The 13013-nt window shown below is 36.0% G+C and carries 11 protein-coding genes and 1 other RNA gene; 4 read left to right on the forward strand and 8 right to left on the reverse strand.

The genetic code is table 11. The annotated features are described in order from the left end of the window. Positions 1-4: 4 nt before the first annotated feature. The 8 genes from BM183_RS08465 to BM183_RS08500 all read right to left on the reverse strand — a co-directional run bounded on the left by BM183_RS08465 (position 5) and on the right by BM183_RS08500 (position 8564). Positions 5-688, reverse strand: a complete 684-nt coding sequence (locus BM183_RS08465; protein WP_091686094.1) for a response regulator transcription factor — start codon at positions 686-688, stop codon at positions 5-7. Positions 689-733: 45 nt separating this feature from the next. Then, entirely contained in the window at positions 734-2884 is a 2151-nt protein-coding gene (locus BM183_RS08470) for an FtsX-like permease family protein (RefSeq protein ID WP_091686095.1), read from the reverse strand. Then, a complete protein-coding gene (locus BM183_RS08475; RefSeq protein ID WP_091686097.1) occupies positions 2874-3656 on the reverse strand; it encodes an ABC transporter ATP-binding protein in 783 nt (260 codons plus the stop codon). The genes BM183_RS08470 and BM183_RS08475 overlap by 11 nt, the downstream gene beginning before the upstream one ends. A 274-nt stretch (positions 3657-3930) precedes the next feature. Continuing rightward, positions 3931-4233 (reverse strand): AzlD domain-containing protein, encoded by a 303-nt coding sequence (locus BM183_RS08480; RefSeq protein ID WP_091686098.1) that lies wholly within the window; start codon positions 4231-4233, stop codon positions 3931-3933. Next, positions 4227-4961 carry an AzlC family ABC transporter permease gene (locus BM183_RS08485; protein ID WP_091686100.1) on the reverse strand — a complete coding sequence of 245 codons (735 nt, stop codon included), beginning with the start codon at positions 4959-4961 and terminating at the stop codon, positions 4227-4229. Before BM183_RS08485 ends, BM183_RS08480 begins: the two co-directional genes overlap by 7 nt. Positions 4962-5368: 407 nt before the next feature. Further along, a non-coding RNA gene (ssrS, locus tag BM183_RS08490) (6S RNA) lies at positions 5369-5547 on the reverse strand. 81 nt (positions 5548-5628) lie between these two features. Beyond that, positions 5629-7347, reverse strand: a complete 1719-nt coding sequence (locus BM183_RS08495) for an ATP-dependent metallopeptidase FtsH/Yme1/Tma family protein (protein ID WP_091686101.1) — start codon at positions 7345-7347, stop codon at positions 5629-5631. Positions 7348-7454: 107 nt separating this feature from the next. Continuing rightward, entirely contained in the window at positions 7455-8564 is a 1110-nt protein-coding gene (locus BM183_RS08500; RefSeq protein ID WP_091686103.1) for a radical SAM/SPASM domain-containing protein, read from the reverse strand. Positions 8565-9034: 470 nt separating this feature from the next. Here BM183_RS08500 and BM183_RS08505 point away from each other — a divergent pair, with 470 nt between their 5' ends. The 4 genes from BM183_RS08505 (at position 9035) to BM183_RS08520 (ending at position 12603) form a co-directional block, all read left to right on the forward strand. Continuing rightward, positions 9035-10171, forward strand: a complete 1137-nt coding sequence (locus tag BM183_RS08505; RefSeq protein ID WP_091686105.1) for an acyl-CoA dehydrogenase — start codon at positions 9035-9037, stop codon at positions 10169-10171. A 28-nt stretch (positions 10172-10199) separates the two neighbouring features. After that, positions 10200-10982, forward strand: a complete 783-nt coding sequence (locus BM183_RS08510) for an electron transfer flavoprotein subunit beta/FixA family protein (protein WP_091686107.1) — start codon at positions 10200-10202, stop codon at positions 10980-10982. A 79-nt stretch (positions 10983-11061) separates the two neighbouring features. Then, positions 11062-12081 carry an electron transfer flavoprotein subunit alpha/FixB family protein gene (locus BM183_RS08515; RefSeq protein WP_091686108.1) on the forward strand — a complete coding sequence of 340 codons (1020 nt, stop codon included), beginning with the start codon at positions 11062-11064 and terminating at the stop codon, positions 12079-12081. Positions 12082-12195: 114 nt separating this feature from the next. Then, positions 12196-12603, forward strand: a complete 408-nt coding sequence (locus tag BM183_RS08520; RefSeq protein WP_091686110.1) for a MaoC family dehydratase — start codon at positions 12196-12198, stop codon at positions 12601-12603. Positions 12604-13013 lie beyond the last annotated feature (410 nt).

Raw genomic sequence — 13013 nt, forward strand, 5'->3', positions numbered from 1 at the left:
TTTTTCACAAATTCACCCACTCTCTCAATCGGTAGCCTTGTCCCCGCACCGTTTCAATGGGGTCATCAATACCAAAATTACGTAAAGTTTTACGCAATCGAGTAAAATTTACTTGTAGTGCATTTTCATCTATAAATTCATTTGTGTTCCAAATGGCGTGACACAATTCAGATTTCGTGACGACATTAGGGCTATTTTTCAGTAAGGTAAGCAATAGTTTCCCCTCATTCGGAGGTAAGATATAAGAAGTTTTGTCAATATAGATTGTAAAAGTATTAGGATCGATCCTAAAATTTCCACCATCCAATAAACCTTGATGTTCATTTTCTGAGGTTCTACGCAACAGATTTTTGATACGAGCCAACAAGCGTTCCATGTTACACGGTTTTGTTAAATAATCATCTGCACCTAAACCCAAAGCGTGTAATTCATCTTGCAATTTATCTCTTGCGGTCAACATCAATATGTTACCCACGCCTTTAGCCTTTAGAGATTTGCAGATTTCAAAACCTGATTGATAGGGTAAATTTATATCCAGTAATATTAAATCAGGAGCAAGTTCCAGTATATGAGAAACTGGATTTTCAAAATTGGATATTGATAATGCCTCATATCCAGATTTATTCAAAAGGTCAATCAATTCTTCTCTCATGTATATATCATCTTCAACCACAATAATCCGTGCCAATAGAACCGCCTCCTTTCTTAATCACGATAATAGCATACGCACTATTTAGGAATTTATTTTCCATTTTAGTTTTCCTATTTCACGGTTTGCTGTCTGTGCAACTGCGACTGCATAAATTACCAATACAACAATAACGCTACCTGCCATTATAAACATAAGTGGATAGGATTGTACAATCGCTGCCTGAGAAGAATGAAGATGCTTTTGCATAGCAAACAATCCGACAGAACCACTTATGCACGCCAGTAAAAGCGGAAGCAGAAAGTACCATAGCACTTGCTTGTTAATGGATTTTTTCATTTGCTTATGATTTGCACCTAACATTGATAATGTTAAATATCTTTCTTTGGTTGCTTGCATTTGCGTTAAAAATTGTAAAGAAAGAAGTGCACAGGCGATGATTAAAAACATAAATCCCATATATAAAGAGGTATAACTTCCCGCAATCACATAAAATAGCTGACGCCCAAAATTGTTTAGGTAGCTTTCATAAACAAAACCGGATGGTTTCAATAAATGGTTTGCGTCCATAATGGATTTCATTAAGCCCTTTTCATTAGCCGTTTCTCCTGGAATACAAAAGTGCCAATAGACCATGCAAGTATCTTGGTCTACATACTTTTCAAATACTTCATCTGAAACAATCAATGCAGAAGTAACACGAATATTTTTATCAGCAGTCAGACCTTTCATAGTCACAGATGAAGTAAAAAAGAATGGTTTACCGTCAATCGAAAGAAGTGGTGTATTTGTCGATTTTGCCTTTGAAAAAATCTCGTCTAGCATGGAACTTTCATCCTCCTGTGCAGAACCTATAAAATCAGGATTTATATAAAATACAGCTTCGTCCTCACCGAGTATCAAAGGAGTTTCTCCTGACGCTTCTAATAGCCGACTATATGTCGATGCCGGAACTAGGTATGGTGTGTAGCTGCCAGTATCTATAATGCCTAAGATATTCAATGCAGGGGGATTGTCGGGAGCCATTGTATAACTTCCTGTATCCTGTGTAGCAGGATCAACTACATCTGATGGTAAATGCTGTACAATTTCTGCTCTGAATTTTGACCAATCCACAAAAGAATTTATACTACCTGCTTCTGGCTTTTTTATCTTTCCGGTTTCCATACGGTTCAAATGTGCGACATAAGGTTTCATTTTTTCTGAAGAAAGATATTGTTCCACCATCATATCGTCACCCATCACAGTAAAATCATAAACAGAAGAACCTCTGCTCAAATTTTTTCTGTATGTCATAATGCTTGATGAACCATCCGCAATCAACATAATTGTAAACATCATTAAAAGAGATGCGACACTAATTGAAACATATTTGCATACAACATTCTCCTGTAATTGTCGCAATGTAAAAGTATAAAGTCCCTTTGTTGATTTGTTTTTTATAGAACCAGCAAACAAACTTAATAATCTCGCCAGTCCACGAATGAACAGAAGTGTTCCTGCAATGCCGAATAACACGGCAACAAAAAGCATTGCTCCTCCAGCAGCAAAAAAATGTTTCAAAGCAACCCAATATGCCACGGCTAATAATATAACACCAACAAGTAGTGTAAAAAGGCCGCCACTGGCTGTCCCTGTGTTTTGTTTTTTCACCATTTCTCCATAAAGTAGCTGATGAACTTCTCGTTTGAAGGTTTTTCCACCTAATATAAACAAACTTAATGCTTGAATAAGTAAAAGTCCAATGGTCGTCCAGATAACTGCACCAATAGAAAAACTGGATTGGTGTGTAATGATTCCTTGACCAACCAAACGTGCAGTGGCAAGGCTAATGATTTCTGATAAAAAGCTACCACAAATAATTCCGCCGAAAAGGGCTAAAAGAGATGTAATAAACCCCTCCATCATAAGTTGGAAGAAGAGACGTTTTTTTTTCATGCCAAACATCAGGTAAAGTCCCAATTCTCTGCTGCGACATTCCAGTTGATATTTATTTGCAAACACAACAAGGAAAAATATAAACAATAACGCACACAGATAAACCATTGGCATTACTGTTGTAAGCAATTTTTCTACCGCAGAACTTTCAAGCTCTCTTAAAAATCTTATAACGTCTTGTTGTCCTAAAGAAAGAATGATATAAAATGAAGCCACTGCCGTTACCATCGTAAGAAAATAAATCAGATTTTCATTTCGACTTCTTTTAGCATTACGCCACGCAAGATTAAAGAACATTCGCACTGCCTCCTCCCATTTGAGCCATTACACGTAAAATACGGTCATAAAATTCATCCCTTGTTTCTGACGGAATTTGTCGGCGCAGCTCATGAAAAATCTTACCATCTTGTATAAATAGTATTCTGGAACAAAAACTTGCAGCATTCGGGTCGTGTGTTACCATCATAATTGTTCTATTCTTTGCTCGATTGATTTCCTGTAATTTTTCCATGAGAAGCCTTGCCGCTTTTGTATCTAATGCCCCAGTAGGTTCATCTGCCAGAATAATATCCGGATCAGAGATTAGACAACGAGCTGCTGCAACACGCTGTTTTTGTCCACCAGACATTTGGGATGGAAATTTTGAAAGTACGTCAGTGATTTTTAGAAACTCTGCTATACTGTTTAATTTTTTTTCTGATAAGCGTACGTCTGCGTCATGTATAGATAAAGGGAGTAGTATATTTTCTCTCCCGGTTAAGTTATCTAACAATGCAAAATCTTGAAATAGATAACCAATTTTACTTCCTCGATACATAGCCAATTCATCACTTCCAAAAGCACTGATATTTGTCCCGGAAAGTAAAATCTGACCGGATGTTGGCTTGATAATCGTAGCAATACAATTTAATAATGTTGTCTTTCCTGAACCACTGGCCCCCATAATCCCTAAAAATTCTCCGGGAAGAACATCAAAAGTAATACCATTTAACGCTTTCGTAGGAATACCGCCTTTTGCATAAGACTTATGCAAATCTCTGACTTCTAATAATTTATCTGTATAATTCATAAATAGACACCCCTCACTTCACTTTCCTAATTCTTGGTTTATAAGTTCATTTTACATTATAGTGAGACAATATTCCACTTACATTAGCTGTAAGGTTTAGGTTTTCAGCCAAGCTATTAAAACTGTATGAAAAAGCGGCGCTCCTATGTTCCCGTGTGGGAATTAGTAAACGCCGGCTGAGTGCTTCTTGTGAAGCGGAGCAATCTGAACACATTAAGATAAAGATAAGTAAAAGGTAGATGAGATGCCACAGGCTGAACTGTAATTAAATTTCTTAAATAACTAGTCCTGACACATAGACAGCAATAATAGCACCAACAGCTACAATTACTAAGCTTTTCTCACGAAATGCAAGGAATAAAGCTACAATAGTTCCTATAATAGCAGTCATGTAATCACCGGTCGAATCAAAAATATCAGGAAAAGTAAGTGCACCTAATACCGCATAGGGAACATATTTTAAGAAAGACATTATAAAAGTTGACTTTATTTCTTTACGAAATAAAACTAAAGGTAATACTCTTGGAAGATAGGTAACAAGAGCCATTAACAGAACGGCAATAAAAGGCTTTAACATGTTTTTACCTCCTCCTCATTGTCTTTTGATTCTTCTTTTACAGGGAAGATAGCTGCTCCAACACATGCACTGAGAACAGTGGCAATTATGATACGAAATCCGCCGGATATAAAAGAAAAAACAGGAATGTATTTTAACCCTATGGTAATTAAAACGGATAATAGAACTATGATTAATATAGGTCTGGATTTCTTGGACGGAGGTACTATAATAGCAATGAACATTGCATATAAGGCGATTCCCATAGCATTACTTATGGATAAAGGCAATGATTCCGATATAAGAGCGCCCATTGCTGTTCCTAAAGTCCAGCCTGCAATAGGACCGGTAATCAACCCCAGCATAAAAGCATAGGTTAGTTTACCCTGTTCTAAGGAAGCTATAGTGAAGGTTTCATCTGTTATGCCAAATCCAAATAGTAATCTTTGCTTTACCGTAATCTTTGATTCAATTTTTTGAGACAGAGAAAAGGACATAAGCATATATCTAATATTTATAATAAACGTAGTAAGAGTAATCTCAAGGAGTCCGGCTCCGGCAAGAATTAATTCAGTTCCGGCAAATTGCCCGGCAGAAGTTAAATTAGAGAGGGAAGTAAAGATTGCCAGCCATAGGGGTAATCCTCCTCCGGTAGCCATAAGACCAAAGGTGAAAGATACTGGTATATAGCCAAAAGCAATGGGTAATCCTTTGCGAAAACCATATGTAAATTGTTTTTGATTTATCATTTGCAATTCCTCACTTTATCATTCATAAACAATAAGTCACATTATAGCATCTAGATTGTAAGTAATTCAAGTAAGAAACAAAATAAACTAAGGGAATTGATATTAGTATTATTTATAGTACTTAGAAGAAAGCATATTTAAAAAGAATTGAAAAAGATAAATATGGAAGGAATCTGATTAAAAGAATATAGTATTGAAAAAGATAAATGTGGAATAAATCTGAGTTAAGAATATAGTACTGAAAAAGATAAACGTGGAATGAATCTGAGTAAAGAAATTATTGAAAAAGATTAATATGAAATAAATCTAATAATAAAAATCTAACTGATACTAAGATTCTTAAATTAAAGGAATCCATACTACAGATAGATATAATAACAAAAAAAATTTCTATAATTCTTTCAAATAAATTTCCCAAAATGCCGGGCCTACGATTTTGAATCCTAGCATGAGCTAGGTGGGTAACCGCACCTGATTTTCTGTCTTCCGCTGCATAATGGCGGCCTGACATCCAAGCAGGAATATAGGAATCCCTTATTGTGTTTGTAGGTTCAAAATAGTAGGGAATCGAACATCCCAGGTCATTTATTGTTAAGTTTATTATAATGAATTTGTAAGCAGAGTTCAACAAGTAAATTATAGAAGTACTTGTAAGCAACCTCCAGGTTTAATGGCAGATGCGATTGATATCCTCTTGATTTAAAGATTCCTTTTCAAGTAATTCTTCTGCAATATTTTTTAACAGTTCTAGGTTTTCTTCCATTAATTTTTTGGTGTCTTTATAGAAGGTGTTCATTTGTGTTCTGCATTTATTAACCAGATCCAAATCGTGGCCTTCCTCCAGAACTTCCATACTAAAAAGTCCCATATCGGAATCCATACCATATTTATTCATATAGTTAAGGATTAAGGAAGAAGCTTTTTGAATGTCGTTACTTGCACCGGTTGTAATTTCATCTTCACCAAATATGAGCTCTTCCGCGACTCTACCTGCAAGAAGTACTTTAATATTTGCTTCAATCTGTTTCTTTGTTTGGAAAAGGGTATCCTTAGGAATGCTTAAGTTAAAGCCCCCTGCACCTTTTACTGATGGGATAATGGTTACTTTTGAAAGATAATGTTCCGGCAGTAAAAGAGTAGTAGTTAAAGCGTGGCCTGCCTCATGATATGCGGTAATCTTACGGTCCTGATCTGAAATAAAACTTCGGTCAATTTTAGGAGAACCGGCGATAACAGTATAAAAGGCAGTATCAATATTACTTTTACCAATAACAGATTTACCATCATTGGCGGCATGAATGGCAGCTTCGTTTAATAGGTTTTCAAGCATGGCACCGCTAAAATAAACGGTGGATTTTGCAAGATCTTCTAAATCCACATCATCTGCCAAAGGTTTTGATTTGGCATAGAGGGATAAGATTTTTTTTCTTGCATTTATATCCGGCAAACCAATTTCTATCTGGCGGTCAAATCTGCCGGGTCTTAATAAAGCTTCATCCAAGGTGTCCAGTCTGTTTGTGGCACCTATAACAATAATTCCGGAATTTTCATGAAATCCGGACATTTCCGTTAAAAGTGCGTTTAAAGTTTGATCACGTTCATCGTTGCTGGCAGAAAGACTGCGGGCTCTCTTTTTACCAATGGCATCAATTTCGTCAATAAAAATAACTGCTTTTTCACTTTTCTTTGCTTTCTTAAAAAGGTTACGAATACGGCTGGCACCAACACCAACATACATCTGAACGAAATCAGAACCGCTCATAGCATAAAAAGGAACATTTGCTTCCCCAGCAATTGCTTTAGCCATTAAAGTTTTACCGGTTCCCGGCGGACCATAGAATAAGAGGCCCTTTGGCATTTTAGCTCCCACAGAAGTATATTTTTCCGGGTTCTTTATAAAGCCAATAACATCTTCAACCATTAATTTAGCTTCTGCATTACCGGCAACCTGATCAAGGGTAACCGTTGAACTCTTTTGTTTTTTCTTATTGGAATCTTCAGCTAAATTGGAGGACGTACTTCCTCTTTTGGCTAACCAAATGACGCTTCCAATAACAAGGAAGGTAAAAGTGACTTGAATAAATCGGGTAAAACCATCAGTACCATAACTGATATTGATTCCTTTTAATAACAAGTACTCAGTAAAATTCTCTGTTTTAGGATTAGGTACAAGGTATTCCACATTTTCTTCTGTATTTAAATTTACTTTGAATAAATTCTTGTTTTCTATAAATGTAACTTTTTCTACTTCCTTCTTTTCAACTGCTTCTAAAAAGGAGGGGTAGGACATATCCTGCTGCTTTGTATCCAGAAAATGATATCCTATTAATCCTGCAGTGATTATCAGGAATAAAACCGATAGGATAATCAGATATTTTCTTTTCATTAAAAATTCCTCCCAATAAATTGATCGGTTAGATAGCTTCTCTGTATATTATAGAGGAATTTTGTCAAATTTTCTATATTTAATTAATGGAAAGTAGGTCATAAGTCCTAGTTTACAAAACGAGCAATTTCCTCCAGCTTTGGATATACCTGATATAAGAAGTCCTGATAGGGACAATAATTATCTTCTTCTGCATAAAAAGAGCGATAGCGCTTGCAACCCCCTCCGCACATAGGATATACCTGACAGGTTTTACAAAGGGGATTCTTAGGTGTCTCAAATTTAAGAAATTTTTGGGCAGCAGAAGATTGAATCATGGTTTCAAAAGAATTCTCTTTTAGATTGCCAAGTTTAAAATCATCCAAAACATAAAAGTCACATGGATATACACTGCCATCTGCTTCTATAACACATTGCACTGAGCAATGTCCCAGTATTCCACATTGCTCTGCAGGCCGGCCTTTTAACATATATACTAAATTGTCGAACTGACGGATGCTGATATACTGATTATTCTTAAAAGCTACGTACCATTGCTGAAAGAAATCTATTAAAAACCAAGCATACTCATGTGGTGTCAGGTCGTACTTGTTTAAAGGATCATTTGGTGAAAAATCAAGGGACTTTAAGCAAGGTATCAGTTGAACGTACTGAAATTTTCTTCTTTCATAATAGCGAAATAGTGTTTGGGGTTTTTTAGCCATTTGTTTTGTTATAACTGATAATATATTGTATTCCACATGAAACTGATCCATGAGCTTAATGGCACGATTGGTATGCTCAAAGGTTCCTTTTTTATCAGCACCAAGACGGTTTACATCATGGAACTCTTTTGGACCGTCCTGTGATAATCCTACTAAAAAATTATATTTTCGAAATAACTTGCAAAACTTTTCATCCATTAACTGACCGTTTGTCTGTATGGAATACTGAATTTTATTCTGACCCTTATTCACTTCTTCCACCCGTCTGGTAAAATACTCAAAATAATCATATCCTGCTACGGTAGGTTCTCCCCCTTGAAAGGCAAAAGTAATAATACAAGGTTTTTTAACATATTCAAAGGTTCTATCTATAAGAAAATCAGTAGTTTCCTGATTCATAATACCATTGGACTTTACTTCCCGGTGTTCTGACACATCACTATAAAAACAGTATTTACACCGCATGTTACAAAGAGATGAAGCTGGCTTGATCAGCATAGAAAATTGATTCATGGAATTCCGCCTCCTATCATTAAAAAATGTATCACTGCAATATTACTATAAAAAGAATAAAAAGACAAATCCTTAAACTTGCTAAAATGGCAGAATAAGAGTGTGAAATAAGGAATGGCATGAAATGAACTTACCCAATAATAGTTAAAGTGTAAGATATATTGAAACAAAACAGATAGGTGCTAAGTGGTAAATATTAACCAAAAACCTGGATTGGAATTAATTAAAATATACATATTGACATATTAGGAATCATATATTATAGTAAACATGAGACGTGAATCATGTTTCATATAATTCCGGACAATGAAATAATTAACTCCGGACAATGAGATAATTAGCAAAGAAAGCATTTTAAAAAACTAAGACATTTCACTGTTTAAATTTATTTTAAATATATATGTGGTTCCAAGTTTATATTAACATACAAAATTAAAGCAATGCCGAAAAGGTATGAGAGGAGGAATAACATGGATCTTACGTTAAGTAAAGAACATGAAATGGCAAGAACTCTATTTAGAGACTTTGCTTTGCAGCAGGTAAAACCCCTGGCAAGAGAGGTTGATGAAACTGAAGTTTTTCCAAAAGGAACTGTTGAAAAGATGCAAAAACTTGGGTTTCTGGGAATTCCTATATCTAAGGAATACGGTGGACAAGGCTGCGATACTTTAACTTATATACTATGTATTGAAGAGTTATCAAAGGTATGCGGTACTACCGGAGTTATTGTATCGGCACATACATCATTGTGCTGTGATCCAATTAAGAATTTGGGTACGCCGGAGCAGAAAGAAAAGTATCTGAGACCGTTGGTAACCGGTAAAAAATTAGGTGCATTTGGTCTAACAGAACCAAATGCCGGTACCGATGCTTCAGGCCAACAAACTAAGGCGGTATTAGATGGTGATGAATATATTTTAAATGGAAGTAAAATATTTATTACAAATGGCAAAGAAGCTGATATCTACATTATTTTTGCAATGACTGACAAATCCAAAGGAACAAAAGGAATTTCAGCATTTATCGTCGAAAAAGGTACTCCCGGATTTACTTTTGGTACAAAGGAAAAGAAGATGGGAATCCGTGGATCCGCTACATATGAATTAATCTTCACCGATTGCAGAATTCCAAAGGAGAATCTCCTAGGTCAGGAAGGAAAAGGTTTTAGTTATGCTATGCAGACCCTTGACGGCGGGAGAATCGGCATTGCCGCTCAGGCTCTTGGGCTTGCAGCAGGTGCATTAGAAACTACCATAGCTTATGTAAAAGAAAGAAAACAATTTGGTAAACCTCTTTCTAAGTTCCAAAATACCCAATTCCAAATTGCCAGTATGGCTACTAAGGTGGAAGCAGCCAGATTATTAGTATATAAAGCAGCAATCGCTAAGGATACGCAGAAGAAATATTCCACTGAAGCAGCAATGGCCAAATTATATGCTTCTGAAACAGCAAGTGAAGTCACCAGTATGGCTGTTCAGCTTCATGGCGGATACGGATATACAAGAGAATATGATGTGGAACGAATGATGCGGGATGCAAAGATTACTGAAATATATGAGGGTACTTCTGAAGTGCAACGCATGGTTATTTCGGGAAGTTTGTTATAAATTTAACTAATTCAAAGGAGTGATAAGATTGAAAATCATAGTTTGTATAAAGCAGGTTCCAGATACCAATGAAGTAAAACTTGATCCGGTTACAGGTACTCTGATTAGAGATGGGGTACCAAGTATTATAAATCCCGATGATAAAGCTGGTTTAGAAGCAGCCTTAAGGTTGAAAGATGAATTGGGAGCTGAAGTATCTGTAATATCCATGGGACCTCCTCAAGCAGAAGCAGTAATTCGGGAAGCATTTGCAATGGGTGCAGATAAAGGATATCTAGTAACAGACAGAGCTTTTGGGGGAGCGGATACCTGGGCTACCTCATCTACCCTTGCAGCAGCTATTCATAACTTGGAATATGATGTAGTTATAACAGGACGTCAGGCAATTGACGGCGATACCGCCCAAGTTGGTCCCCAGATAGCGGAACATCTTGATATTCCTAATATAAGCTATGCAGAAGAAATTAAAGTTGATGGAGACTATATAATCGTAAAACGGCAATATGAAGACAGATACCATATTGTAAAAGCCAAGATGCCATGTTTGATCACTGCACTTGCTGAACTGAATGAACCCAGATATATGACACCCGGCGGAATCTTTGATGCATACAGAGAAAAGAAAATCACAGTATGGGACCGGAATGATATTACCATTGATGATAGTAATATTGGTTTAAAAGGTTCACCTACAAAAGTAGCCCAATCCTTCCCCAAGAGTGTAAAGGCAAGGGGTCAGGTAGTAACTTTGGATCCGGAAGAATCAGCTGATTTTATACTGGAGAAATTAAAAGAAAAGTTCATATTTTAGAATTTTCTTTTCTTAGCTTATGATAGGAATTTAATAAATAAAAAAGACTATTAAAATAATTAGAAAGCGGTGAGCATAAATGGGTTTTGAAAACAATAAAGGTATCTTTATCTTCATTCAACAAGTTGATAATAAGATAACCAATGTATCTTTTGAATTAATTGGCAAGGGAAAAGAACTGGCAGCAGATTTAGGTGCAGAAGTTACAGCAGTATTGCTAGGCTACAAGGTAAAATCATTAGCAGATGAACTGGCAGCTTACGGTGCCGATAAAGTAATTCTTGTAGATGATCCCGCCCTTGAAATTTATACTACGGAAGCTTATACCCATGGAATGTATTCTGTTATAGAAAGGTACAACCCTGAAATTGTATTATATGGTGCAACTGCAATTGGACGTGATCTGGCACCGAGAGTTTCAGCAAGAGTACATACCGGATTAACTGCGGACTGTACCAAATTAGAAGTTGATCCGGAAACAAAATATTTAAGAATGACAAGACCAGCATTTGGAGGAAATATTATGGCAACCATTCTATGCCCTAATTTCCGTCCCCAGATGGCAACCGTTCGTCCCGGAGTGATGCAAAAACTGAAAAAAATAGAAGGGGCGAAAGCAAATATTAAGGAATTTAATCCTGGGTTTGAGAAAAATCATAAATATGTTGAAGTGCTTGATGTAATTAAAAAACCTTCTTCTAAGATTGATATTCAGGAAGCTAATATTCTGGTTTCAGGAGGACGTGGAGTTGGAAGCAAAGAAAACTTCAAGTTATTAGAGGAATTAGCTGATACCATCGGTGGTACCATCAGTTCTTCCAGAGCCTCTGTAGATGCCGGGTGGCAGGATAAAGAAGTACAAGTAGGCCAGACTGGTAAAACGGTGCGTCCACATGTGTATTTTGCTATTGGTATATCTGGCGCAATCCAGCATCTTGCAGGCATGGAAGAATCCGATGTTATTATTGCTATCAACAAAGATCCCTACGCACCAATTTTTGATGTAGCTGATTATGGCGTTGTTGGTGATTTGAACCAAATTGTTCCTATCTTAACAGAAAAAATCAAGGCTGAAATGATTTCAAAAGATAACTGGTAAGAAGTACGACAGATGGAACTGCAAAGGCAGCCACGCAGCAAAGAGGGATGATGCCGTCAAGGAGCTGCTTAAGGTATTAAAATAATTTAAATAAGAAAGGATGCAAGTGTTATTATGAATTACGAAGACATTAAAATAGGTGATAAAGCAGCCATTGAAAAAACATTTACATCAGAAGATGTTTTTACTTTTTCAGAAGTATCTGCTGATATAAATCCACTTCATTTGGATGAAGAATATGCTAAAAATAGTTTATTTGGAAAAAGAATTGTTCATGGAATGCTTACTGCCTCCCTGATATCTGCAGTATTGGGCACAAAGTTGCCTGGTGAGAATACGCTATATCTCTCTCAATCTTTAAAATTTACCCACCCTGTTTATATAGGAGACCATTGTGTAGCAGAAGTGGAAGTTATAAGTAAAAGAGAGGATAAAAAAATACTGACACTAAAGACAACCGTTACCACTAATAACGGTGACACTGAAGTAGTAGTAGGAGAAGCAATTGTAAAGAAAATGTAATTCTTATATATATAAACATGTCTGCTGTAACAGCTAACTTATTCTCATAATTATCTGTTAGCTGCTGCAGTTTTGACATTTGCCGATGTTCGAATTAAGATAATATGCAATTATACTCTTCCTTAATTGCCAGAAGGTAAGATGCTTTTCTAATTTTTTCATGTTTTCCAATTACTAATTGTTGAAATTATATAAAAGTTATAATTATTTTAGTAAAAACAATAAAATTTAGGCGATAGTTTCAAATTGAGAGTCTTATGTGGCTCTTTTTTTATTTCTTGTATCTATGGGCCGCCTTGTCACCTATGTTCTATGCTTTCAGCAGTACTACTATGGCCTATGCCTTTTTGTCCAAATTATATTTAATAGAAAATTGATAGGATTTCTAAATGATTTTAATTAAAGGAATA

Origin of the sequence: Anaerocolumna aminovalerica, from assembly GCF_900115365.1 — a bacterium.
GTDB classification, from domain to species: domain Bacteria; phylum Bacillota; class Clostridia; order Lachnospirales; family Lachnospiraceae; genus Anaerocolumna; species Anaerocolumna aminovalerica.